The organism is Mucilaginibacter sp. GW822-FHT03E02, from assembly GCF_058801545.1.
On sequence record NZ_JBXANJ010000001.1, the window covers coordinates 4963567 to 4987445 of the forward strand.

General features: G+C 41.5%; 25 protein-coding genes. 11 read left to right on the plus strand and 14 right to left on the minus strand.

The window, feature by feature from the left end:
- Nucleotides 1–124 precede the first annotated feature (124 nt).
- From pth to AC1RM2_RS20580, 3 genes are all read left to right on the plus strand, one after another.
- Nucleotides 125–685, plus strand: coding sequence for an aminoacyl-tRNA hydrolase (gene pth / locus AC1RM2_RS20570; RefSeq protein WP_492987032.1), 561 nt, complete (start codon nt 125–127; stop codon nt 683–685).
- Between the two features lie 105 nt (nt 686–790).
- Nucleotides 791–3229 (plus strand): TonB-dependent receptor, encoded by a 2439-nt coding sequence (locus AC1RM2_RS20575; RefSeq protein WP_492987033.1) that lies wholly within the window; start codon nt 791–793, stop codon nt 3227–3229.
- Nucleotides 3230–3238: 9 nt separating this feature from the next.
- A complete protein-coding gene (locus tag AC1RM2_RS20580) occupies nt 3239–3589 on the plus strand; it encodes a Spx/MgsR family RNA polymerase-binding regulatory protein (protein ID WP_492987034.1) in 351 nt (116 codons plus the stop codon).
- Nucleotides 3590–3626: 37 nt separating this feature from the next.
- Here the strand turns inward: AC1RM2_RS20580 and AC1RM2_RS20585 are convergent, their stop codons facing one another.
- Together AC1RM2_RS20585 and AC1RM2_RS20590 are read right to left on the minus strand one after the other, a co-directional pair.
- Nucleotides 3627–4124 (minus strand): DUF6169 family protein, encoded by a 498-nt coding sequence (locus AC1RM2_RS20585; RefSeq protein ID WP_492987035.1) that lies wholly within the window; start codon nt 4122–4124, stop codon nt 3627–3629.
- Nucleotides 4108–4269 carry a hypothetical protein gene (locus AC1RM2_RS20590; protein WP_492987036.1) on the minus strand — a complete coding sequence of 54 codons (162 nt, stop codon included), beginning with the start codon at nt 4267–4269 and terminating at the stop codon, nt 4108–4110. Before AC1RM2_RS20590 ends, AC1RM2_RS20585 begins: the two co-directional genes overlap by 17 nt.
- 212 nt (nt 4270–4481) lie before the next feature.
- Here AC1RM2_RS20590 and AC1RM2_RS20595 point away from each other — a divergent pair, with 212 nt between their 5' ends.
- Nucleotides 4482–6485 carry a M1 family metallopeptidase gene (locus tag AC1RM2_RS20595; RefSeq protein ID WP_492987037.1) on the plus strand — a complete coding sequence of 668 codons (2004 nt, stop codon included), beginning with the start codon at nt 4482–4484 and terminating at the stop codon, nt 6483–6485.
- A gap of 298 nt (nt 6486–6783) precedes the next feature.
- On the opposite strand, the gene bshC is transcribed toward AC1RM2_RS20595, so the two are convergent.
- The 7 genes from bshC to AC1RM2_RS20630 form a co-directional block, all read right to left on the minus strand.
- Nucleotides 6784–8457 (minus strand): bacillithiol biosynthesis cysteine-adding enzyme BshC, encoded by a 1674-nt coding sequence (gene bshC, locus AC1RM2_RS20600; RefSeq protein WP_492987038.1) that lies wholly within the window; start codon nt 8455–8457, stop codon nt 6784–6786.
- Nucleotides 8458–8595: 138 nt separating this feature from the next.
- Entirely contained in the window at nt 8596–9930 is a 1335-nt protein-coding gene (gene rimO, locus AC1RM2_RS20605) for a 30S ribosomal protein S12 methylthiotransferase RimO (RefSeq protein ID WP_492987039.1), read from the minus strand.
- Nucleotides 9931–10201: 271 nt separating this feature from the next.
- A complete protein-coding gene (gene ftsY, locus AC1RM2_RS20610) occupies nt 10202–11167 on the minus strand; it encodes a signal recognition particle-docking protein FtsY (RefSeq protein WP_492987040.1) in 966 nt (321 codons plus the stop codon).
- Between the two features lie 229 nt (nt 11168–11396).
- Nucleotides 11397–11555, minus strand: a complete 159-nt coding sequence (locus AC1RM2_RS20615) for a DUF4295 domain-containing protein (protein WP_090641302.1) — start codon at nt 11553–11555, stop codon at nt 11397–11399.
- Between the two features lie 95 nt (nt 11556–11650).
- Complete coding sequence (rpmG, locus tag AC1RM2_RS20620; protein WP_067063463.1) at nt 11651–11833, minus strand: 50S ribosomal protein L33; 183 nt, start codon at nt 11831–11833, stop codon at nt 11651–11653.
- A gap of 106 nt (nt 11834–11939) precedes the next feature.
- The gene (rpmB, locus tag AC1RM2_RS20625) at nt 11940–12173 is read right to left on the minus strand and encodes a 50S ribosomal protein L28 (protein WP_090641306.1); all 234 of its coding nucleotides are present in this window, start codon (nt 12171–12173) and stop codon (nt 11940–11942) included.
- A 123-nt stretch (nt 12174–12296) separates the two neighbouring features.
- Entirely contained in the window at nt 12297–13019 is a 723-nt protein-coding gene (locus tag AC1RM2_RS20630) for a hypothetical protein (protein WP_492987041.1), read from the minus strand.
- A 215-nt stretch (nt 13020–13234) separates the two neighbouring features.
- On the opposite strand from AC1RM2_RS20630, the gene acs reads away from it, so the two are divergent.
- From acs to AC1RM2_RS20645, 3 genes are all read left to right on the plus strand, one after another.
- Complete coding sequence (acs, locus tag AC1RM2_RS20635) at nt 13235–15136, plus strand: acetate--CoA ligase (RefSeq protein WP_492987042.1); 1902 nt, start codon at nt 13235–13237, stop codon at nt 15134–15136.
- An 86-nt stretch (nt 15137–15222) separates the two neighbouring features.
- On the plus strand, nt 15223–15792 hold the full coding sequence (locus AC1RM2_RS20640; RefSeq protein ID WP_492987043.1) for a hypothetical protein: 570 nt from the start codon (nt 15223–15225) through the stop codon (nt 15790–15792).
- 157 nt (nt 15793–15949) lie between these two features.
- A complete protein-coding gene (locus AC1RM2_RS20645) occupies nt 15950–16135 on the plus strand; it encodes a CsbD family protein (RefSeq protein ID WP_090641334.1) in 186 nt (61 codons plus the stop codon).
- 31 nt (nt 16136–16166) lie between these two features.
- Here the strand turns inward: AC1RM2_RS20645 and AC1RM2_RS20650 are convergent, their stop codons facing one another.
- On the minus strand, nt 16167–16712 hold the full coding sequence (locus AC1RM2_RS20650; protein WP_492987044.1) for a Uma2 family endonuclease: 546 nt from the start codon (nt 16710–16712) through the stop codon (nt 16167–16169).
- 26 nt (nt 16713–16738) lie between these two features.
- On the opposite strand from AC1RM2_RS20650, the gene surE reads away from it, so the two are divergent.
- The 3 genes from surE to lpxB are packed head-to-tail and all read left to right on the plus strand — an operon-like array spanning nt 16739 to nt 18913.
- On the plus strand, nt 16739–17512 hold the full coding sequence (gene surE, locus AC1RM2_RS20655) for a 5'/3'-nucleotidase SurE (protein ID WP_492988263.1): 774 nt from the start codon (nt 16739–16741) through the stop codon (nt 17510–17512).
- 22 nt (nt 17513–17534) lie between these two features.
- A complete protein-coding gene (locus AC1RM2_RS20660; RefSeq protein WP_492987045.1) occupies nt 17535–17804 on the plus strand; it encodes a hypothetical protein in 270 nt (89 codons plus the stop codon).
- Nucleotides 17801–18913, plus strand: coding sequence for a lipid-A-disaccharide synthase (gene lpxB / locus AC1RM2_RS20665; RefSeq protein WP_492987046.1), 1113 nt, complete (start codon nt 17801–17803; stop codon nt 18911–18913). Before AC1RM2_RS20660 ends, lpxB begins: the two co-directional genes overlap by 4 nt.
- A 78-nt stretch (nt 18914–18991) precedes the next feature.
- On the opposite strand, the gene AC1RM2_RS20670 is transcribed toward lpxB, so the two are convergent.
- The 4 genes from AC1RM2_RS20670 to AC1RM2_RS20685 form a co-directional block, all read right to left on the minus strand.
- Nucleotides 18992–19156 (minus strand): hypothetical protein, encoded by a 165-nt coding sequence (locus tag AC1RM2_RS20670; RefSeq protein ID WP_492987047.1) that lies wholly within the window; start codon nt 19154–19156, stop codon nt 18992–18994.
- A gap of 39 nt (nt 19157–19195) precedes the next feature.
- Nucleotides 19196–19324 carry a hypothetical protein gene (locus AC1RM2_RS20675; protein WP_492987048.1) on the minus strand — a complete coding sequence of 43 codons (129 nt, stop codon included), beginning with the start codon at nt 19322–19324 and terminating at the stop codon, nt 19196–19198.
- A 36-nt stretch (nt 19325–19360) separates the two neighbouring features.
- Nucleotides 19361–19534, minus strand: coding sequence for a hypothetical protein (locus AC1RM2_RS20680; RefSeq protein WP_492987049.1), 174 nt, complete (start codon nt 19532–19534; stop codon nt 19361–19363).
- A 188-nt stretch (nt 19535–19722) separates the two neighbouring features.
- Entirely contained in the window at nt 19723–20946 is a 1224-nt protein-coding gene (locus tag AC1RM2_RS20685; protein ID WP_492987050.1) for an MFS transporter, read from the minus strand.
- Between the two features lie 1009 nt (nt 20947–21955).
- On the opposite strand from AC1RM2_RS20685, the gene AC1RM2_RS20690 reads away from it, so the two are divergent.
- Nucleotides 21956–23875 (plus strand): glucosamine-6-phosphate deaminase, encoded by a 1920-nt coding sequence (locus AC1RM2_RS20690; protein ID WP_492987051.1) that lies wholly within the window; start codon nt 21956–21958, stop codon nt 23873–23875.
- Nucleotides 23876–23879 lie beyond the last annotated feature (4 nt).

A 23879-nucleotide genomic window follows, 5' to 3' on the forward strand; every position in this document is an offset into this window, starting at 1 on the left:
AAATATTGTTGAGCAAATCGCTTTGCACCTTGGCGTCTTAGCGCGAAAAAAATCTTATCAATTTTAAAAGCAGTTATGGTCTTAAAATCCTTAATCCAAAAAACTTTTATCTTTGCTTCCCTAAATGAAATATCTAATAGTAGGACTTGGGAATATAGGCCCCGAATATGCTGATACCCGGCATAATATAGGCTTTATGGTTTTGGATGAACTGGCTAAACAGGATGGCGCCAAATTTTACAATATGCGCCTGGCTTATTATACCGAAGTATCTGTTAAAGGGCGCACGCTTTGCCTTATCAAACCTACCACTTTTATGAACCTGAGCGGTAAAGCGCTTAACCATTGGATGAAAGATTTAAAGATTCCGCTGGAAAATGTACTGGTTATTGTTGATGACATTGCACTGCCCCTGGGTACCCTGCGCCTAAAACCTAAAGGCAGTGCCGCCGGGCATAACGGTTTAAAACATATTGAAGCTACACTTGGCCATAACAATTACGCGCGCCTGCGCTTTGGAGTGGGGGATAACTTCCCTAAAGGCCGCCAGGTTGATTATGTGTTGAGTGGTTTTGATGATGATGAGAAACCCGAACTGCCCGCGCTGATTGATCGGTCGATAGAAATGGTGAAGAGTTTTTGCACCATCGGCACCGAACTAACCATGACCAGGTTTAACAAATAAAAAATTTACCGGCTGATAACTAACTAATTAGTTAAAAAGTGTTAAATAGTTGCCCCATGTTGCAACACATAGGTATCTTGCTGCGTCATATCACCTAAATTCCTTATGCAAAAATTTGTACTAACAGTAATTTGCTGTTGTTTCTCCATACTGGCGATAGCGCAAAACCCCAGCCCTTCAAATATTACCGTTAAAGGCGTAGTTATTGATTCGGCGGCAAATAAGCCTTTGGGCTATGTTACCGTTGTTTTGCAGGATGCGGGTACAAAGGCATCGGTAAAAAGTACCCTTACCAAAGACGATGGCAGCTTTGAGCTTAAAGCGCCCGAAGGTAAAACTTACCGGCTGGCTGTTGCATTTGTTGGCTTTGCATCAAAAACATTTCCTGTTAAAGTTGCCGCATCTGCAGTTGATGCCGGTAAAATATACATGTCGGCCGCCAGCAAGCAACTGGGCGAGGTGAGTGTTACCGCCGTAAGGCCGGTAATGAAACAGGAGGTTGACAGGCTTACTTATGATGTACAGGCCGACCCGGAAAGTAAAGCGATATCGGCCCTGGATATGATGCGTAAGGTACCCTTGCTATCGGTAGATGGCGACGATAAAATAAGGCTGAAAGGAAGCGGCAATTATAAGATACTGGTAAACGGTAAAGAATCGGCCCTGATGGCCAAAAATCCGTCGGATGTGCTGAAGGCCATGCCGGCAACCAATATTGAAAGGATAGAGGTAATTACCACACCACCCGCAAAGTATGATGCGGAGGGTTTATCGGGCATTATCAATATCGTTACCAAAAAAAATGCCGACCAGGGCTACAACGGCAGTATCAACTCGCGTTTTAACAGCATTTGGGGGCCGGGCTACAATTTAAACGCTACGGTAAAGCAAGGTAAATTTGGTCTGTCGGGCTACGCCGGTTTTGGTAATCAAAACAGGGTTAACAACAGTAACCAAAGTTCGCAAACACAAAATGTTTCGCAGTCGGTATTAAATCAAAATGGTAATGGCTGGTTTGAGGGAAAGTACAAATACGCCAACGCCGAGTTAAGTTACGAGTTGGATAGTTTAAACCTGGTAACCGGTTCGTTCGAGCTTTTCCAGGGAAATTTTAACCAGAACAGCGACCAAACATCAACACAGATAAAAAAAGACGGTACCATTGCCGAGGCTTACCGGAGCCTGAACGATGGGACAAACCACGATAAGGGAACTGATATTTCTGTTAATTACCAGCTTGGGTTCAAAAATAAAAAGGATGAATTGCTTACCGCATCCTATAAATACAGCTATTCGCCAGGTAACCAGTATAACAGCAATAATTTTACCGATAGGGTGAATTTTGATGAAGTTAACAATCCCAATTTCAGGCAGTATAATAAGGCAGGCGACAAGGCGCATACCTTTCAGTTAGATTATGTGTACCCATTTAAGAAAGTAAACCTTGAAATGGGCGGTAAGGTGATACTGCGCAATAATTTTAGCGATTACAGGCGCGAAAACCAGGACGCCAATACCGGCGATTATATGGTAGATGCCAACCAGACCAATACGTTTGATTATCACCAGGATGTATACAGCGCCTATAATTCGTACCAGGTAAAATTCACCAAATGGACAGCCAAGGGCGGCTTACGCCTGGAACATACCCAGGTAAACGCCGATTTTGCCGGTACACCGCTGGATAGGGGATACAATAACTTAATCCCGTCAATATCCATACAGCGAAGCTTTAAAACAAGCAGCTTTAATTTTGGCTTCACCCAGCGTATTCAGCGCCCAGGTATATACCAGCTAAATCCATTTGTTGATAATTCAAACCCTAAGTTTGTAACCACCGGTAACCCGCAGTTGCGGCCCGAGCTTAACAATACATTTGAGCTTACGTACAGCAATTTTAAAAAGGGTTCTATCAACGCCGGGTTAAGCTACGCCTTCTCCAATAACTCTATCCAGAATGTGAGCACGCTGATTGATACCGTTACTTACACCACGTATCAAAATTTGGGCAGCAACCGCACCCTTGGTTTAAACCTGAATACCAATTTAACTATTACCAAAAAGTTTACCGTTAGCATCAATGGCGGAATTTCGCACATTTGGCTCAAGGGAACTTATAACGGGAGCTTTTATACCAACGACGGCTACACCGGCCGTGCTTTTGGAAACCTGGCCTATAAGTTTGACGGCGGCTACCGCCTGGCGCTGGATGCAGGTTTCTTTAGCGGCGATGTAACGCTGCAGGGAAAATCAAGCAGTTTTATATTTAACTCGTACGTAGCCTCAAAGGAGTTTTTCAAGAAAACATTTACGGTATCGCTGGTTGCCAATAACCCCTACAGTAAATACCGTACTTACCATGGCTATACCCGCACTAATGATTTTTATAATACTTACAGCGGCACCAACCCGTACCGCAACTTTGCCATAAGGCTTAATTATAAATTTGGCAAGCTTAACAGTGATATTAAAAAGAACCAGCGTGGTATCAATAATGATGATACCAAGGGCGGCGGTAGTAAAAGTGGAGGCGGAAATCAATAGCTTTGCGGTATGAAAGTTTACGGAATTACCAATTGCAATACAGTAAAAAAAGCCCTCGACTGGCTTAAAGCAAACAAAGTAGATTACGATTTCCAGGATTTTAAAAAACTGGGTGTTAGCGCCGAAAAGCTACAGGAGTGGGACACAAAAGCCGGATACGAAAAATTCATGAACAAGCAGGGCCTAACCTGGAAACAGCTTGACCCGGCGGTTAAAGAAAGCGTAAAAACAAATACAGATGCCCTGCAATTGCTGCAGCAAAAAACCAGCATGATAAAACGCCCGGTTATTGAAGACGGCGGTTTCCTGTTTTTTGGTTTTGACGAAAAGGTATATGCCGATCATTTTTTGAGGAAGTAATATTACTCCTGTAAGTTTATGCGGCGCTAAAGCTTTGTTATTCATCATTACCGTTCAATATTTGCGCTAAAGTAAAATGGTAAGCATCAATATAAAATTGCTTATCCGGCTTATCCTTTTTGACTATCATAGCACTGTACCAATCTTCGCTTCCATATTTAAAGTGCGAATGATGGTGCTCATATCCATCATTCGCTTCATTAAACCATCGCCCAAAAGTTATTCTGCGATTACGGGCCCGGCCATCCTTGTTATCGCAGATATACAGAAATGCTTCTTCATTGAATTGGTCCAATAAACTTTTAAATATCGAAATGATGGTATGCTTTGTATTGGCATCGTAACTAAATGAATCTTCAGGTTTTGCCCTTTTGCAATTAAAACCAAGCATATAAACATTAACGTAAGCCTCTTCACCCTGAAGTAAAGGATCTAATAGGCTATATGCTGTTAAATAAACATAATACTGATCGCCGGAATTGTTGATGAATTGATACCCCTCGGATACGGGAGTTAAATCATAAAGGTTTGACAAACTTAATATCTTTAAGAGTAGAAAGTGGTTTTCCCTCTTCAATAGCCTGTGCAATATTTTTCTTATCCTCAATCATTTTAATGAAAGGGTTTATAGATGATGCCTTTTGCTTCTTTGGAGCGGTGTCGGGTTTGATATTGTCCACACTCAAAAATAAAGAAAAAGTTTTTTGAAAGCAAATGTCGATGATATTAAGGAATTAACTCAATTAACCTGATTAGTAGCAAAATACAAAACAAATCAATAATTCACTAATTCAGGCATTCACTAATTAACAAACGCGTAACAATCATTTTACGGGCTATTTAAAAAAGCTTTTTTGTGTATACTTGCTTTGTATTCTCAAAATTGACTGAAATGAATTTAAAACTAATGGCCGGTTTAAGTACGGCCTTTATGATGGCTATTGCTGCTGTTAACGCGCAACAGGCACCAACCCCTCCTCCAGCCGCCGCACCGGCATCTGATTACAGTTATCATGAAGCTTTTGGCCCGCCGTTTTATACTAAAAATGGTACCGAGTTTCGTGCAGCCGACGGGCAGCCAGGCGCAAAATACTGGCAAAACCGCGCCGACTATAGCCTGGCCGCAACCCTTGACGATAAAAGCAACCTGATTACAGGGTCGGAAGTTTTAACCTATACCAATAACAGCCCGCAAAACCTGAGTTTTTTATGGATGCAGCTGGATCAGAATTTATTTAAGTTAGACTCCCGCGGTACAGCAATTGTTCCGCCAACCGGCAGCCGTAACTGGGGCCGCGGCGAAGCATTTGATGCGGGTTACAAAATAAAATCGGTTAAGGCGGTTGATGCAAAAGGCGGCACTACCGATGTTAAATTCCTGATTAGCGATACCCGCATGCAGGTATTTTTGCCAAAACAGGTAACTGCCAATGGCGGTAACGTTAAGCTGAAGATAGAATATTCATTTGTATCGCCCAATTACGGATCAGACCGTATGGGATACCTGGATGATAAAAAATCGAAAAACGGAAAAATATATACCGTGGCCCAGTGGTACCCACGCATGTGTGTATATGACGATGTAATGGGATGGAATACCCAACCTTACACCGGCCCGGGTGAGTTTTACCTGGAGTATGGCGATTTTGACCTGAGCATTACTGCTCCTGCAAACCACATTGTAGTGGCATCTGGCGAATTATTGAATCCAACCGAAGTATATACGCCTGAGCAGCAAAAACGCTGGGCACAGGCTGCCACAAGTGAAAAAACGGTAGTTATCCGTTCGGCTGCCGAGGTTACCGATCCTAAATCGCGCCCGGCTGGTAAAGCTACACTTACCTGGCGCTTTAAAATAAAGAACGCGCGTGATGCTTCATGGGCTTCGTCTGCGGCGTTTATTATCGATGCAGCTAAAATGGACTTGCCAAGCGGAAAAAAATCTATCGCAATTTCGGCCTATCCGGTTGAAAGTGACGGACAGGATGCCTGGTCGCGTTCAACTGAGTATGTGAAAAAATCTATCGAGTACAACTCGGCAAAATGGTTTGAATTCCCTTACCCTGCTGCTACTGCCGTTGCCGGTATTGTGGGTGGTATGGAATATCCAGGCATAGTTTTTTGCGGATACACTGCAAAAAAAGGCGGTCTTTGGGGTGTTAATGACCATGAATTTGGCCACACCTGGTTCCCGATGATCGTAGGTTCAAACGAGCGTTTATACGGCTGGATGGACGAAGGTTTTAATACTTTTATCAACACGCTGTCAACCGCCGATTTTAATCATGGAGAATACGATCGCAAGCCCGGTGACATGCATAAAACGGCGTTAACGCTTACAAGATCCGATTTAGAGCCGGTATTGAGTCAGCCAGCCAACCTTAAAGAAAGGAATACCGGTATTCTTTTATACTTTAAACCTGGCGTTGGCCTTACTTTGCTGCGTGAGCAAATTTTAGGCCCCGAGCGTTTTGATTTTGCATTCCAGACCTATATCAAGCGCTGGGCATTTAAACACCCAACACCTGATGACTTTTTCCGCACCATGGAAAATGCATCCGGCGAAAGCCTGCAATGGTTCTGGAGAGGTTGGTTCCTGAACAACTGGCGTTTGGATGTTGCCGTAAGCGATGTTAAATATGTTGATAATGATGCTACTAAAGGCGCCATGATCACCATTGATAATCTGGGTAAATTGGCTATGCCGGTTACCCTGGAAATTAAAACCAAAAGCGGCAAAGTGGACAGGCTGAAACTACCTGTTGAAGTTTGGGAGCGCAACGCCACCTGGACATTTAAATATCCATCAACAGAAGAAATTGAATCTGTTACCTACGACCCTGACAAAGTATTACCGGATTACAACCCCGACAATAACGTTTGGACAAAGAAATAAAAACACAAAAACCCGGTTTACGCCGGGTTTTTTGTTTGAAAACTATGTCATTGCCGCGCTACGCTTATAATGAAATTTTTGTAAGTTATTGATTGTCAGTATATAATGTCCGTCATTGCGAGGTACGAAGCAATCCCCTACATGCTAAGTCCCAAATAGTTCGGGATTGCTTCGCACCTCGCAATGACGGTAGTTTAGGACATTGGTTTAACTATATTTCGTTGCACGTCATAACGACTTTTTTCAGGTTTCACCTGGTGGATACTCGCAATGACATTTAAATTTTATGCTTTAGTATTTATTCCTCCGTCAGCACCGTAAACTCAAACGCAAGCGGTTCAAAATGACGAACCAATTCGTCAATAAACGTTTGGCCCCAGCGTACATACATTAAACCGAAATTTTCGGTGCGTTCCTGCAGGCTGTCTTTAGGGAAAAGCTCGGCTTTAACTACAGCTAATTGTTCAAGCCTGGTAGCATAGTTGCGTTTTTCTGCTTTGATCAGTTTTTTCTCGAGGTTATCTATAGCGTGTTTTAACCTTGCCTGTACAGCAGATGCTGAAGGCGATAGGGTAGGGTCTATTTTATAGGAACGCAGTTTTATCTTTTCGAACAGAGCACTCATTTCGCGCCATTCACCTTCCAGGCTCAGGTTGTGGTTGCTATGATTTTTTACCCAGTCGGTTTTAAGCGTATCGTTTGGTTTAAACAAATCGGCAGCTGTAAGGTCCATGTGTTTAACTTTTGCCGCCTGGTCCTTCTTTACAACCAGTGCCGAGTTACGCAGGATGAGTATGGGAAAATCAACCTTATAAAAATCAAAGTTAGCTTTCAGTTCCAGCCAGTAAACCACCTCGGCGCCGCCGCCAATGTAGGCTATATTGGGTAAAATGCATTCCTGGTACAGCGGGCGCATTACTACGTTAGGGCTAAAGCGTTCGGGATAAGTGGCTATTTCCTCCTTCAATTCCGCCTCAGTAAAACGAATTTCGGTATTCATTACCTGGTAACTGTCGTGCTCAAATATTATGCGGTCGCGCAGGCTATCCTTCAGGTAAAAAAAGTTTATCTCGCGGGGATTAACCTGGATGTGCACACCCAGTTTGTGCAATTGCTCGTTAGTGGCCGTGATGTTTTTAAAGCTGTTTTGATTGATGATATCCTGCTCCATAATTGGGGCAAACTGCTTTTTAAACTCATGGTCGTCGGCATCGATGATTACTAAACCATATTGGCCAAACAGCGCGTTCACCAGGTAGCGGGTAGCATCGGCCAGCTTATCAAATTTGGTATAGGCGGTTTCTACAATTTCGGCAACCTCTACGGCGTGGCCCTCCATCCCTAACACACCTTTATACTGGTTTAGCGCCTGCCGCATAGTATCGGGATTGATACGGCCGGTTGCTCCCGAAGCTTCATACCACCAATGCACTTTTTTGCCGCCGATGTTGGTATAGTTGATCTCGGCAAAATCGTGGTCTTCGCTGGCCATCCAATAAACAGGTACAAAGTTTTTATCGGGATGAGCAGTTTTTAATTGTTGGGCTAATTTAATAGCTGTAGCTATTTTATAAAGAAAATACAGCGGACCGGCAAAAATATTAAGTTGATGCCCGGTTGTAATGGTATAGGTGTTCTCGAGCTTTAAGAGTTCTAAGTTTTGCGCCGTAAGTGGTTGTACGTTATAGGTTATACGTTTTACGTTAGCTTCACCTTCAGACTTCCCGACTTCCGGACTTCCCGACTTCCGGACTTCCTGACCTTCGGACTTCTCCGCGTATTGTTTGGATAAAACGCGGTGCAGAATTTCACGATCGGCAACAACTATTTTGTTTTTCAGCAGTTCGGCAAATCCGTCCATATCCGGGCGGTAGCCGTAAAAAGGTTGCAAGTCGGCCCGGTTTTCGATGTAGTCAATAACGGTGGGCGAAAAAAATCCGGTTTCTTTATAACTTATACAGGAGGCTTCCATTTCGATTTGGGATTTCGGATGTTCGATTTCGGATTTTTTAATCAGATATATAACATCGCTGGCATCAAAATATTAAATGCTGGTGTCGAAATTAGATTTTTAATCTCAATTCACTCAACAGCAAGCCGCAAATTAATATTATTTTACAATTTGTCCATAAAGGTCAAAGTCTTCGGCGCTGTCTATCTTCACGTTAACAAAGCTGCCAACGGTTGCATAATCAATGCTGGCATCAATTAAAACCTCGTTGTCAACCTCGGGCGAATCAAATTCTGTGCGGCCAACAAAGTAATTGCCGTCTTTTTTATCAACCAAAACCTTAAATGCGTGGCCAATTTTTTCCTGGTTCTTATCAAAAGAAATTCCCTGCTGAATCTCCATAATGGCGTCAGCACGTTCTTGTTTTACTTCGTCGGGTACATCATCAACCAATGAGTGGGCATGTGTTTTTTCTTCGTGCGAGTAGGTGAAGCAGCCAAGGCGATCAAATTTGGTATCCTCAACCCATTGAGCCATTTCTTCAAAATCTTGTTGGGTTTCGCCCGGGTAGCCGGTGATGAGGGTGGTACGCATGGCAATGCCGGGTACCTTATCACGAATCTGGTTTACCAGGTCGATTGTTTTTTGTTTGGTGATGCCACGGCGCATAGATTTAAGCATATCATCGCTGATGTGCTGTAATGGCATATCCATGTACTTGCAAATGTTGTCACGCTCGTTCATCACATCCAAAACCTCCATCGGGAAGCCGGATGGGTAAGCGTATTGCAGCCTGATCCACTCTACACCGTTAACATCGCTCAGGCGGCGTAATAATTCGTCCAGGTTACGTTTGCCGTACAAATCTAAACCGTAATAAGTTAAATCCTGGGCAATGAGTATTAATTCTTTGGTGCCGTTTTTAACCAGGTTTTGAGCGTCCTTAACCAATTGGTCAATAGGTGTGCTCAAATGCTTGCCGCGCATCAACGGAATGGCGCAAAAAGAGCAAGGGCGGTTACAACCTTCGGCTATTTTAAAATAAGCAAAATGCGACGGAGTGGTTAATAAACGTTCGCCAATCAGTTCGTGTTTGTAGTTGGCCCCTACAGAAGCCAGCAGGTTTTGCAGGTCATTGGTTCCAAAATAGGCGTCAACGTTAGTTATCTCGGCTTCCAGCTCAGGTTTGTAACGCTCGCTTAAGCAACCGGTAACTATTACTTTGCCAACTTTGCCTTGCTCCTTAAGTTCACTATATTGGAGGATGGTATCAATAGATTCCTGTTTAGCGTTATCGATAAAGCCGCAGGTATTGATAACGATGATGTCGTTTTTACCTACTTTTTCGGCCTCGTGCACCACATCAAAATGATTGCCTTTCAGCTGGCCCATCAATATCTCAGAATCGTATATGTTTTTTGAACAGCCTAAAGTAACCACGTTAACACGGGGTTTAGCTATTTTGGGTTCTCGAATTACTTCTTTAGTTTTCATAATATGAAAGCATCATTGCCAGTGTTACAAGCCACGGCCTCTGAAAAGGAGGAAATGACGTCAAATAGACCCTGTCATGCTGAGGAACGAAGCATCTATTCGCAAACTTGTCTGTCTGCTATGCATGTCGACGAGTAGATTCTTCGTTCCTCAGAATGACAGTATTTTTTAATACATCATAGGTAAGTAAGAAACAATGTCCCGATTTGCTAAGGGGATTTGCATGTCGGGAGATTGCTTCGTTCCTCGCAATGACGGTATTTTTAATTATTTATTGCTTGAATAAGGAATCTACAAATGCCTGCCTGTCAAATAGCTGCAAATGTTCTACCCCTTCACCTACGCCTATATATTTTACCGGGATTTTAAACTGATCTGATATTCCTATCACCACACCACCTTTGGCCGTGCCATCAAGCTTGGTTAAAGCCAGGGCATTTACGTTGGTGGCCTCGGTAAACTGCTTGCATTGCTCAATAGCATTTTGGCCTGTTGATGCATCCAGTATCAATAATATTTCGTGTGGTGCGCCGGGAATTACCTTTTGCATCACATTTTTAATTTTGGTAAGCTCGTTCATCAGGCCTACTTTATTGTGCAGGCGGCCGGCAGTATCTATTATCGCTACGTCATCACCGTTGGCGACAGCCGAGCGTAGGGTATCATAAGCTACAGAGGCAGGATCTGAACCCATTGGCTGGGCCACCACTTTTACATCAACCCGTTTGCCCCAAAGCTGCAACTGATCAACAGCTGCGGCGCGGAAGGTATCGGCAGCGCCAAGCACTACTTTATTGCCGGCCTGCTTTAGCTTGTGGGCCAATTTGCCAATAGTAGTAGTTTTACCCACGCCGTTAACGCCAACCACCATAATTACATAGGGCTTATGATCGCCGTATTCAAAATTGCGGAAATCGTTACTGTTATTTTCGGCCAGGAGTTTTTGAATTTCGTCTTTCAGCAACACATTCAACTCGCCTGTGCCAATGTATTTATCGCGGGCTACACGTTCCTGAATGCGTTCGATGATCTTGAGCGTGGTTTTTACACCTACGTCTGATGTTACCAGGATCTCTTCCAAATCATCCAGCACATCATCATCAACGGTTGATTTACCTGCGACGGCCTTGGTTATCTTTGAAAAAAAATTATCCTTGGTTTTTTCTAAACCGGTATCAAGGGCTTGCTGCTCCTGCTGTGTATTTTCCTTTTTCTTAAAAAAATCAAATAATCCCATTTTAGATGTGCAGATTTTAGATTACAGATGTGCAGATAATTGATATGCAAATGTGCAGATTTTAGATGTGCAGATTAATCACTACGCTGTAATAAGTGATATGTTTTTCTCATCTGCATATTTGCACATTTGAAATTTGCACATCTGTATAATTTGCATATCAAAACAAAAAAGCCCTCTCGTAAAAACAAGACGGCTTCGATATTTTGATCAAAAGTTTAAGCAAATATTATTTGCCTGCAATGATGTCCTTAACAGCGTCGTTAGGAACAATTTGCTCTTTGAATGAATAAGCACCTGTTTTTGGTGATTTGTTCATTGTGATAACTTTTGAATATTCTTTGCCTTTACCTGCTACTTTCAGTGTTGCAACTACTTTCTTTGCCATTTCTTTTAATTATTGAATTAGTGAATCATTGAATTAGTGAGTTAACTGATGGTCAGGGATCTAAACCTAATCAACCAATCAACTTAATCAACCAATTACTTAATCTCTTTATGAACAGTTACTTTCCTTAAAACCGGGTTGAATTTTTTCATTTCCAGTCTTTCAGTGGTATTTTTTTTGTTCTTGGTGGTAATATAGCGAGACATGCCTGGCATACCGCTTGTTTTGTGTTCAGTACACTCTAATATAACCTGAACCCTGTTGCCTTTTTTTGCCATTTTCTTTTTATGTTGTACGCATCACCGTCACGGCTTACGTAATTTTTCAAATTATACTTTGTACGCTTTCAATTTTACAATTTGTAAAACCGTTAACGTACAACTACTAAATGTATCCTTTTTTTACAAATTTATTGATACATGCAGTAATACCATTTTTAGTGATGGTTTTTACAGCCGAAGTAGATACCTTTAAGGTAATCCATTTATCCTCTTCAGGGATATAAAACTTTTTAAGTTTTAAGTTAGGATGAAATCTGCGTTTAGTTTTAACGTTTGAGTTAGAAACGTTGTTACCAACTATAGATGCTTTTCCTGTTAGATCACAAATTCTTGACATGACAAATATTTTTAATTATCAACCCTTTATTCAAAAAGAGTTTGCAAATATCAGACTTTTTAATCAAATATTCAATAGCGGTATTAAAAATAATTCAAAAAGATTTTAGATAGCTTAAACACCTCAATAATAGCTGATTTTGCGGGTTATGGTATCCGTTCTTGAATCAGCTTCTGAGGTCATGTAGTTTTTAAAGCGAACTATTGCCTTAATCCAGTTTCCCTTCGGGTCTGTCGCTTTAAATTCATAAGTTCTTTTTTGATAAATGCCTCCGTTAGATGGGCATAAGCTCTCTTCAATAACGCGACCCTGGTTGTCATACTTAAATCTAAATATAGTAGGTTCAACTTTTATTCCTGATTGATAGTTTGCATACTCTGTTAGATTATTTTTCTTATCATATTTGTAACTGTTAACGTCATAACTCTCTGCTGTTGTATCTCCCTTGTTATTCATTAACCGGCCCAATGCATCGATTTTCAATGTTGATGAAAAATTCGACCCCGTGGAACCTAATTCACAAATTATCGATGTCAATTTCTCTTTTTCGTACTTGTAACTATAAACAGTGCTTTCTTCATTAACAATTGAATCAGTTTTGTCGGCCGTGGTATTAATATTTAACCAACTATATGTCAAAGCAACCATTTGGCCTTTTCTATCAAAAGTTAACCTGGAGAAATTGTGTTTTGAATATGACGATGAGGAATATATTACTTTCACGTGGCCGTTCAAAGTCTCTATCCCGCTGCTGCTGTAAATCTTTACTTGTGTTGGTGCTGGTTTTTTGCAAGCAAATATTAGTAGGCTAACTGCTATTATTGGTAGTGTTATTTTGGATGTCATGATTCAGGTTTGTTAAGCATTATCTAAAACGAAAGAAATTCTTTAATACTTCGTTTTGTGTAGTCAGCTGCGCTTATAAAAATAGCCTTTTTATTGAATACAGAAAAATATAGAGGTTGATCTTTTATGTACTTTTTAAATAATTTTAAAAAGTAACAGAATTAATATTTACATCATATATAAATTATTAAATTAGGCCCTCCATTATAAACACTATGAAGATTACATCATTTGACGAATACAAGCAGGTATACCAACAAAGTATTGAGCAGCCCGAAGAATTTTGGGCCGGTATAGCCGAAAACTTTTTGTGGCAAAAAAAGTGGGATAAAGTGCTGGATTGGAACTTTAAAGAGCCTAAAATAAAATGGTTCCAGGGTGCTAAGCTCAATATAACCGAAAACTGCCTCGACCGTCACCTCGATACTATTGGCGATAAGCCGGCCATTATCTGGGAGCCTAATGATCCGCAGGAAGATCACCGGATATTAACCTATCGCCAGCTGCACGATAAAGTTTGCCAGTTTGCCAATGTTTTAAAAAACAATGGCGCAAAAAAAGGCGACCGTATTTGTATTTACATGCCGATGATTCCCGAACTGGCTATAGCCGTTTTGGCCTGTGCCCGTATTGGAGCTATCCATTCGGTAGTATTCGGTGGGTTTTCGGCGCAATCTATTGCCGATAGGATAAACGATGCCGAGTGTAATGTTGTTATTACTGCCGATGGTGGTTTCCGCGGCAATAAAGCCATACCATTAAAAAGCGTTATTGACGATGCGTTGGTGCAATGCCGGTCGGTTAAAAGAGTAATTGTATTAACCCGTAGCCGTACACCGGTATCTATGATAAAAGGCCGCGATGTTTGGTGGGAAGATGAAGTTAAAAAAGTAGAAACCCAGGGTAACCCCGATTGCCCTGCCGAGGTAATGGATGCCGAGGATATGCTGTTCATTTTGTATACCTCCGGTTCAACAGGTAAGCCCAAAGGTGTGGTGCATACCACAGGCGGCTACATGGTTTATACAGGCTATACTTTTGCCAATGTATTTCAGTACAACAAAGGCGAGGTTTATTTTTGTACCGCTGATATCGGCTGGATAACCGGGCACTCGTACATTGTTTATGGCCCCTTATCGCAGGGTGCAACAACCTTGATGTTTGAAGGTGTGCCAACCTATCCCGATGCCGGCCGTTTTTGGGATATTGTAGATAAGTTTAAAGTAAATATATTATATACCGCACCAACCGCTATCCGTTCATTAATGAGCTTTGGCGAGGAGCCTTTGAAAGGTAAAGACCTAAGTTCGTTAACCAAATTGGGTTCGGTAGGGGAGCCGATAAACGAAGAAGCATGGCACTGGTACGATGAAAAGATTGGCCACGGCAAATGCCCTATTGCCGATACCTGGTGGCAAACAGAAAATGGCGGGTTAATGATATCGCCAATTTGTAACGTTACCCCAACTAAACCAGGGTATGCAACCCTGCCGTTGCCAGGTGTACAACCGGTTTTGGTTGATGAAAATGGCAAAGTAATAGAAGGTAATGGCGTAAGCGGCAACCTTTGTATTAAATTCCCGTGGCCGGGTATGCTGCGCACTACTTATGGCGACCACGAGCGCTGCCGCACAACATATTTTGCCACTTACGAAAACATGTACTTTACCGGCGACGGATGTTTACGCGACGACGATGGCTACTACCGCATTACAGGCCGGGTTGATGATGTATTGAACGTTTCCGGCCACCGCATTGGCACCGCCGAAGTAGAAAATGCTATCAACATGCATAGCAGTGTGGTTGAATCGGCGGTTGTTGGTTATCCGCATGATATTAAAGGGCAGGGCGTTTATGCCTTTGTGGTATGCCCTAACCAGCATGGCGATGCGGAGCTTGCGCGTAAGGATATCACCATGACTGTTGCCCGTATTATAGGTGCTATAGCCAAGCCGGATAAAATCCAGTTTGTGACCGGGTTGCCAAAAACCAGGTCGGGCAAAATTATGCGCCGTATTTTGCGCAAAATAGCCGAGGGGGAAACATCCAACTTAGGCGATACATCTACCTTGCTTGACCCGGCCGTGGTTGAAGAAATTAAAGCAGGAGCGTTGTAGGGTAAGAATCAAGAATTATGAATCAAGAGGCAAGACAAACAAGGTCTTGCCTCTTTTTTTGTAACTTGCAGCACATATCTAACTGTATGCATAAACGAAATTTATGTCGTTTAATATTATTTACCTGTTTTGCGGTCTTACTTTCCCTGTTTTCATTTAAAAGCCGCCCAAATCCATCTGCACGATACCGGCTCGATTTTTTTACCAAAGAAAACCAGTTTTACCTCTGCGATTCGGCGTTTACCGGCGAAACCGGCGATCCCGGTTTTTGGACATCCTCGGCTTATAACGATAGAATGGCGACGGCAAAAGACAGGGATATAGTTGGCATCAGCATTGAAAGTTTTGGCCATGTAAAGGCACAGCTTGATATACTGGATGCTGCAAGCAGGGAAAAAGATTTTAAAAAATACGACCATGTGGTTGAGGCCGGAGTAAGGATAAGCTCGGGAATACTGGAAGTGCTTGATTATCCGGATAGCAAAATTCAACTGAAGGCCATCGTGACGCCGGGTTACTACCGCATCAGGGTTTATTCGTACGATTTGGCCAACAATGATCCTGAAGCGGATGAGGGTACAGATCATTACAAAATAGAGCTATGGCCCTCCAGCAATTTTGAGCGTAAAGTGCTAAAGCAGTTTGTTGAACAATAGAGTCAAGATGCAAGAATCGAGAGTCAAGATTTTTTCTGTTTGCTGATTTTTAACCAGCCATGTGCGCTTTTGTCTTAATTCTAATCTCTTGATTCTTTTCCTCAAAAACCATATCGTTTACCGGGTGTTATACAAATACATCTAACTAAAAAACATCATGGATAAATTACAAATTAAAGGCGGCTGGAATGAATTGAAGGGTAAAATTAAACAAGCCTACGGCGATCTTACCGACGATGATTTAACTTACGAGGAAGGTAAGGACGATGAAACATTAGGAAAACTCCAGCAAAAAACGGGTAAAACGCGCGATGAACTGGTGAAATGGATAAACAGTTTATAATAAGGAAAAAGGCTCCGGGAACGGGGCCTTTTTATTTGAAAACCTTTGCAAGGTCAATTGCAAAGCCAGGCAAGATTAAAGAATGGAGTGTCTCATTTTTCTGCGATTTTTGATGAAGGTAATATGCACCATCTGTTAACGCATAAAGGTCTGCGTTCTGCGCTATGGGGTCGATAATTATATATTCCTTTACGCCGTATTTTTCGTAGGTGTCTTTTTTAGGGCGAAGGTCATAATAGGCGTTCTTTTCCCATAGAACCTCGACAACCAAATCGGGCGGACCATAAATATAATCCCTAATGATATCGCGCCTTTCTTCGGCAACGTAAACAAAATCTGGCTGAAAGGAGTTTTGATTGTCGAGTATTACTTCAATTGGCCCCATTAAATAAGTGCCTTTGTTTTTAACCCTGTCTTCATAAGTTATAAACGCTGTAGCTACCGCTGCAAGGGTAAGGTGATGATTTACTGTTCGGGATGGCCAATCAATCAAGCACCCGTTGATGTATTGGTAAGGTGCACCAATGGGCATCTGCATATATTCATCAAGAGTTAATTTCTTTTCAGTCGTCAGCATAAATCAAATATAATTAATTTCGCATGATGAAATCTACTCAACCTAATATTCTTGTTGTTAACGATGATGGCATAACCGCCCCCGGCATCAAAGTTTTAATTGAGGCCATGAGCGAGATAGGCAGGGTAGTGGTTGTTGCGCCTGATAGCCCGCAATCGGGCATGGGGCATGCCATTACGATAGGCAAACCCTTGCGTTTAGATAAGGTGGATATTTATGAAGGTATCGAAATGTACCGCTGTTCTGGTACGCCGGTTGATTGTGTGAAGCTTGCCGTAAATAAAGTATTTAAAGGGCTTAAGCCCGATTTATGCGTATCGGGCATTAACCATGGCTTAAATAATTCCATTAACGTATTGTACTCCGGCACCATGTCGGCAGCAGTTGAGGGGGCTATTGAAAGTATTCCATCTATTGGTTTTTCTTTAGATGATTATAACCTGGATGCCAACTTTAGCCATTGTGTTAAATATGTTAAGGAACTTGCAAAGCAGGTTTTAGCCAATGGTTTGCCGGCAAATACCTTACTCAATGTAAATTTTCCAAATACTCACGATATCAAAGGGATAAAAATTTGCCGCCAGGCTAACGCCAAATGGGCCGAAGAGTTTGATGAAAGGGTTGATCCGCATAAACGGCCTTATTACTGGCTCACCGGGGTTTTTCAGTTAAACGATGGTGGCGAGGATACCGATGTTTGGGCCTTGGAGCACAATTACGCATCGGTAGTGCCTGTTCAGTTTGATATGACGGCGCATCACGCCATCCCGCTTTTGAATGGCTGGAAATTTAATGTGTAAATTGCTGTGCTAAATAAAATACATGCTTAAAAACAATAACATATTAACAGGCTTTCTTTACGGTTCTGTACTGCCGGGCATTAGCCTGTTCATCTTTTTGTATCTGCTTAAGGGCAACTTTTTGATATTTAATAAGCCAGGTATCCCTTATCTGATTGCGATAGCGCTGAATCTTTTTGTCATAAGGTATTGTTTTAAGGAGGGAAAAGACAATATAGGTACGGGAATGATATTGATCACCTTCGTATTTACTGCAGCGGTGTTTTTACTCAAACTACAACCCATCAGATGAAGTATTACCTGGTAGCCGGCGAAGCTTCGGGCGATTTGCACGGAGCTAACCTGATGAAAGCTTTAAAGGAACTTGACCCGGCGGCTGAATTTCGTTTTTTTGGTGGCGACCTGATGCAGGCCGAGGGCGGAGCCCTGGTGAAGCACTATGCCGATATGGCCTTTATGGGTTTTGTAGAGGTTGTAATTAATTTGCGCGCTATCTTGAAAAACATGAAAGCCTGTAAAGATGATATTGCGGCATACCAACCCGATGTTTTGGTGTTGATTGATTTTCCGGGCTTTAATTTAAAAATAGCAGAATACGCTAAATCCATTGGCCTGCGGGTTAACTACTACATTTCGCCCAAAGTATGGGCCTGGAACCAAAAACGGGTGTTAAAAATCAAGCGGATAGTTGATCACTTGTTTTGCATATTGCCTTTTGAAGTTGATTTTTATAAAAGCTGGGGAATGGATGTTGATTATGTAGGCAATCCGTTGCTGGATGCAATAACTGCATTTGAGCCTAATCCCGAATTTTTGAAGCAAAATAATGTATCCGGTAAAAAGATCATAGCGCTGTTGCCGGGAAGCCGCAAACAGGAAATAAATTATTTATTACCGGATATGATTGCCGTTGCCGGGCAGTTTAAAGACTACCAGTTTGTTATAGCAGGTGCGCCTTCATTTAAGCCTGAGTTTTACAGCCAGTTTGTGAAGGATACCAATATTCCTGTAATATTTAATGCAACATACGATTTGTTAACCAACGCGCATGCCGCCATTGTTGCCTCCGGAACCGCAACTTTAGAGACTGCTTTGTTCAACATCCCACAGGTGGTGGTATATAAGGGCAATGCGTTAACCATCGCCATAGCCCGCATGCTGGTAAAAATTAAATTTATATCGTTGGTTAACCTCATTGTAGATAAGGGGATAGTAAGGGAGCTTATCCAGGAAGACTGCAATGAGCTGAAAATAGCTGCCGAACTCAGCGCTATTGCTAACGAAGGTACCTGCCGGGAACAGATGCTGGCAGATTATGATACGCTTGATCAAAGAATGGGCCAACCCGGCGCATCGGCCAAAACCGCAAGCCTGATTGTTAAATATGCCGCAAAAAAATAAAGCCCTGTTTTAGCAGAGCTCTATCGTTTTCATAGGTGTGATGTTGTACTTTAATAGGTAGATGTAGATATATGATGATCAGGCAGCTTTACGTGTTGATGGTGCTGCTACCTTCTTGTTGTTGTTTATGAATTGACTTCTCATTCTGAAATTCCTAAAATCATCCAATAAAATATTTAGCAATTCGTCTTCAAAACGGGCAACCAATTCATTTATGTTCGGGGTTGTTTTAGTGGCTTTCATAGTTAGATATTTTTATAGTTAAGTATGTGACAGTATAAGTTAAGCTGCTTTTGCCAACCTGGCTGCTTTAGTTTTAATTGATTTCAGGTCATTCATCAACAATGTTTTCAATTCATTATCAAAGCGCGTTACTAATTTGTTGGTTGATAGTTTTCTGTTAGCCTTCATAGTTTTTTAGCTTTTTATGTTTAAAATGTTTTTAGTTTAATCTTTCTTTTCAGTTTCCTGATTTTCGGTAAGGTTGTCTTTGCGGCGTTTTGCTTCTTTGTATTGCCTTAAAATTTGCTCTTCATCGCGTGCGTCTGTTATTTTTGTAGGCTCTACAGGGTTAGCCCATTCCTTCTCTTCTTCCTTAACCGTTTTCTTTTTGGTTGCCATAACAGTTATGTTTGGTAGGTACAGTTCCAATCCTGTGCCAAAAAATCATTATCACGAAAAAAAGTTATCTTAATCTCATGGTTTTTTGTGAAATGCTGTGTAAAAGGTTGTTTTTAAGTGGTTTTTAGTTTGAAAATATTTTTTGTTTTTTCTGTTGGTGGAGTAATCACATCAAAGCAAGTGTTCGCTTAGTATTCAATAACCGAACACTTGCTTTGATTCCGAACGTTTTTTTTGTAGTTGATGAAGTGCGCAACAAGCGCGATGACAGCTAATGTAATGCCGATAGCACATACGCCGGTCCACTGGTAGCTTTTCCAAACCAGGCTGGCTAAAAATGTACCCGATGCGCCGCCTATAAAATAAGACACCATATATACCGTATTTAACCTGTTACGTGCCTCGGGTATCAAACCGAATATGATAGATTGGTTTGAAATGTGCGTAGCCTGCACACCCATATCCAGCACAATTACCCCTATAACCAAACCAATAAGGCTGCTGTTTGAGAAGTAAAAGATGATAAAAGAAATGAGTACTAATAATAACGTATACCCTGATAGCTTGTACGAGTCCATTTTGTCGCTTAACCTGCCCATTAAGCCGGCTGCCAATGCGCCAAACGCGCCCACTAATCCAAACAGACCGGTCACAGAACTGCCTGCATTAAACTGAGGCTGTCTTAGTAAAAACACAAGCGTTGTCCAAAAAGCACTAAAACAGGCAAAGCATAAGGCGCCCCTAAAGGCGGCCATCCTGAGTTTTGGCTGGGTTTTAACCAGGTGGATAAGCGATTTCATCAGGTTTTTATAGCTGCCTTTGTAGTCGGGCTCAACTTCGGGCAAAAAGAAAAATATCATTAGCCACATGGCCAGCATTAATCCTGTAGCTATATAGTACATGGTACGCCAGCCAAAATGTTCGCCAATAAAACCGCTCAGCGTACGCGATAGTAGTATGCCTATCAACAAGCCGCTCATTACAAAGCCTATTTTTTTACCGCGCTCTGCCGGTTTAGCCAGGTGTGCGGCCATAGGTATCAGTAACTGCGGTATTACCGAAGAAACACCCAGTAAAAAACCGGCTACGGTTAACACAAGCACCGACGGCGCCGCGGCGCTTATTAATAGCGAGATAATGACAAGGGCAAAATCTATCAGTATTAATCGTTTGCGTTTAAGCATATCGGCCAGCGGTATAATAAACAATAAGCCGGTGGCATATCCAATTTGGGTAAATAGTGAAACCTGCTGGGCTTTTTTATCAGATATTTTAAAAGTGTGTGCAATATCAGCCAGCAGGGGCTGGTTGTAGTAAATATTGGCCACTACCAGGCAAGTGGCAATGGTCATGATCCATAAAGTGAAAGACGTTAATTGCGGGTGTGTTTTTGTAGGCGGGGTAACTGTCATAAATAAAAAAACGGTAAAACGCGCTGCAAAAATGAAGAAGCAGTTTTTAAATTGTGCTTATTTAAAGTAAATTTTATCCCCTTGTTCACAATATCTTCAAATGTAGGGAGTTTAGTTTATCAATAAAAAATCTGATTTTTTTGATGGGCGAGATTGAAAAGATAAATTTTATGTTCTTTTTTTATTTAAAAATGATTTTTTGGAATAAAATTTGACATGAATTCAATGAAAAATTATTTTTAAGATAATTTTTCATTGAATTATGGCTTTTTATGCTGTTTATTTTGCCTTATTTTAATTTTTAATGAAAAAAAATGAAGAAAAGTATCGTATTATTTTTGTCTTATTAGTTTTGTAAGACGCACTAATTAATTTTTTAAAAAATTATCACATTAATAACGAAATATTTGTATTTTTGATAATCAAACAGCAGGATATACTTGTTTTGATAAAAGTTACAATAAAATTACAAAATAATTTAAAAGAATATAAAAACTTAGTGTTACTTTTACACCGTAATACAAACACAAAAAAGTCTTCTCATAATTTAGGTTTATAATTGGTTAGTAAAGGCCCCTGCCCATCAGGGGCTTTACTTGTTTTAGTGGGTTTTGGATTAAATTGTTATTTAATTTTGAATCGGGAGTTTTTTTTGTAAAAAAGCAGTAGTTCAGGATCAAGCAGAATTCTTGTGGGGGAATAAAAAAGGTATTTGTTTTGGAATAGGTATAACAAATGCGAATACCCTTGTCAACTGCATACGAAACCCTCGTCCGTTTAATTTTACCAGAAGGTAAACTTACAATTCGCATAACCATAACTCCTTAATTAAAAGTAATAAATCACTTTTTTTTCGATAACGTTCTCGTTGATTTATACCCCAATATCCGATACAAGAGCTTCGTTTTTAATTAGTTTTACCTCAAGCAAGTGCAAGTTATACAAGAAACAAATTAGTACTTATCCCGGCGGGTTGTCAGCAATCCAATAAATACATATTACATAAAGTATGCGACGTTTAAATCTTTTAGAAGAAACAAGATTTGAGAAAGTTCCCGTTTCAGTTTTTCCGGGTATGCCGGCTGCTTCAAAAGAAGTAGCTAAACGTATTGAAGCCTTGATACGACAAAAAGCGGCCGAAGGGAAAAAAGCGGTATTGGGTTTGGCTACCGGGGCAACGCCAATTATGGTTTACCAGGAGTTGGTGCGCCTGCATAAAGAAGAAGGCCTGAGTTTTAAAAATGTGATCACCTTCAATCTTGATGAGTATTTTCCAATAGAAGCATCTTCTGTTCAAAGCTATAAAGTGTTTATGCAAAAGCACTTGTTTGATCATGTAGATATCGATGTCAATAACGTTCACATACCCGACGGCACGATTAGAAAGGAAGATGTTGCCTTGTTTTCCATTGATTATGAAAGAAAAATAATTGCCAGTGGTGGTCTTGATTTGCAAATATTAGGCATAGGGCGTACCGGGCATATCGGGTTTAATGAACCGGGGTCGGCCCCTAATTCGGGCACCCGTTTGGTTTCTTTGGATGAACTTACCCGGAGCGATGCCGCACGTGACTTTGGTGGCAAAGCAAACGTGCCATTAAAAGCAATTACCATGGGTATTGGGACAATATTGGCGGCGCGCAAAATAATTTTAATGGCCTGGAGTGAAAAAAAGGCAGAAATAGTCAGAAAAGCCATTGAGGGCGAAATCTCTGCCGAGATACCGGCGACATACCTTCAGCTTTCAAATAATGTAGAATTTGTTCTGGACAATGATGCCGCATCGTTACTTACGCGCTATAACACGCCCTGGCTGGTAAAAGACTGTAACTGGGACGAGCCATTGATCAGGAAAGCGGTAATATGGCTGGCGCAGTTGCTCCATAAACCAATATTGAAACTTACCGAAGATGATTATAATAACCATGGCATGGCACAACTGGCAACAGCAAAAGGCCCGGTATATGACATCAACATACAGGTTTTTAATAAGCTGCAGCATACCATAACCGGATGGCCCGGTGGTAAGCCAGGTGCAGACGATAGCAAACGGCCGGAGCGTGCATTGCCCGTTAAAAAAAGCGTTATCATCTTCTCGCCTCACCCGGACGATGATGTAATCTCGATGGGTGGCACATTTATACGATTAGCCGATCAAAACCATGATGTACATGTGGCTTATCAAACATCTGGCAATACCGCTGTGTGGGACGATGATACCCTACGTTATATGGAGTTTGCTATTGATTTTGCTAAAAGCCAGAGTCATAGCACATATCAGCTTGAGACGCTTTACGAAAAAATGTGGCAGTTTTTTCAAACAAAACAACCTAACCAGGCAGATTTGCCCGAAATACGGACGATAAAGGGATTAATTAGAAAAGGCGAGGCGACAGCAGGCGTCCGTTTTGTTGGCTTGCCGGAGTTTTGTATCCAATTTATGAATCTCCCGTTTTATGACAGGGCTAAAAATCAAAAGCTTGTAAGCTATGAAGATGATATTTTACAAACGATGGCATTGTTAAAGGCAATTAAACCTCAACAGGTATTTGCGGCCGGTGACTTTGCCGACCCGCATGGCACCCATCAAATATGTTTCGATATTATTCTTCAGGCCTTAATTCGTTTAAAAGGTACCGAAGAGTGGATAAAAGATTGTTGGCTGTGGTTATACAGGGGTGCATGGCATGAGTTTGAAATTCATGAAATAGAAATGGCGGTCCCGCTTTCGCCCGACGAGGTTATGCGAAAACGTTTGGCAATTTTTAAACATCAATCACAAAAAGACATCCCGGTTTTTCCGGGTGATGATGCCCGGGAATTTTGGGTGCGGGCAGAACACCGTACCGGCGAAACCGCCAGGATATATAACCAACTGGGCCTTGCAGAATATGAGGCTATAGAAGCTTTTGTGAGATTTAAATTTTGATAAA

Coding starts and splice junctions, on each gene's coding strand:
- pth (WP_492987032.1), top strand. CDS start 125: ATGAAATATCTAATAGTAGGACTTGGGAATATAGGCCCCGAATATGCT.
- AC1RM2_RS20575 (WP_492987033.1), top strand. CDS start 791: ATGCAAAAATTTGTACTAACAGTAATTTGCTGTTGTTTCTCCATACTG.
- AC1RM2_RS20580 (WP_492987034.1), top strand. CDS start 3,239: ATGAAAGTTTACGGAATTACCAATTGCAATACAGTAAAAAAAGCCCTC.
- AC1RM2_RS20595 (WP_492987037.1), top strand. CDS start 4,482: ATGAATTTAAAACTAATGGCCGGTTTAAGTACGGCCTTTATGATGGCT.
- bshC (WP_492987038.1), bottom strand. CDS start 8,457: ATGGAAGCCTCCTGTATAAGTTATAAAGAAACCGGATTTTTTTCGCCC.
- rimO (WP_492987039.1), bottom strand. CDS start 9,930: ATGAAAACTAAAGAAGTAATTCGAGAACCCAAAATAGCTAAACCCCGT.
- ftsY (WP_492987040.1), bottom strand. CDS start 11,167: ATGGGATTATTTGATTTTTTTAAGAAAAAGGAAAATACACAGCAGGAG.
- AC1RM2_RS20615 (WP_090641302.1), bottom strand. CDS start 11,555: ATGGCAAAGAAAGTAGTTGCAACACTGAAAGTAGCAGGTAAAGGCAAA.
- rpmG (WP_067063463.1), bottom strand. CDS start 11,833: ATGGCAAAAAAAGGCAACAGGGTTCAGGTTATATTAGAGTGTACTGAA.
- rpmB (WP_090641306.1), bottom strand. CDS start 12,173: ATGTCAAGAATTTGTGATCTAACAGGAAAAGCATCTATAGTTGGTAAC.
- AC1RM2_RS20630 (WP_492987041.1), bottom strand. CDS start 13,019: ATGACATCCAAAATAACACTACCAATAATAGCAGTTAGCCTACTAATA.
- acs (WP_492987042.1), top strand. CDS start 13,235: ATGAAGATTACATCATTTGACGAATACAAGCAGGTATACCAACAAAGT.
- AC1RM2_RS20640 (WP_492987043.1), top strand. CDS start 15,223: ATGCATAAACGAAATTTATGTCGTTTAATATTATTTACCTGTTTTGCG.
- AC1RM2_RS20645 (WP_090641334.1), top strand. CDS start 15,950: ATGGATAAATTACAAATTAAAGGCGGCTGGAATGAATTGAAGGGTAAA.
- AC1RM2_RS20650 (WP_492987044.1), bottom strand. CDS start 16,712: ATGCTGACGACTGAAAAGAAATTAACTCTTGATGAATATATGCAGATG.
- surE (WP_492988263.1), top strand. CDS start 16,739: ATGAAATCTACTCAACCTAATATTCTTGTTGTTAACGATGATGGCATA.
- AC1RM2_RS20660 (WP_492987045.1), top strand. CDS start 17,535: ATGCTTAAAAACAATAACATATTAACAGGCTTTCTTTACGGTTCTGTA.
- lpxB (WP_492987046.1), top strand. CDS start 17,801: ATGAAGTATTACCTGGTAGCCGGCGAAGCTTCGGGCGATTTGCACGGA.
- AC1RM2_RS20670 (WP_492987047.1), bottom strand. CDS start 19,156: ATGAAAGCCACTAAAACAACCCCGAACATAAATGAATTGGTTGCCCGT.
- AC1RM2_RS20675 (WP_492987048.1), bottom strand. CDS start 19,324: ATGAAGGCTAACAGAAAACTATCAACCAACAAATTAGTAACGCGCTTT.
- AC1RM2_RS20680 (WP_492987049.1), bottom strand. CDS start 19,534: ATGGCAACCAAAAAGAAAACGGTTAAGGAAGAAGAGAAGGAATGGGCT.
- AC1RM2_RS20685 (WP_492987050.1), bottom strand. CDS start 20,946: ATGACAGTTACCCCGCCTACAAAAACACACCCGCAATTAACGTCTTTC.
- AC1RM2_RS20690 (WP_492987051.1), top strand. CDS start 21,956: ATGCGACGTTTAAATCTTTTAGAAGAAACAAGATTTGAGAAAGTTCCC.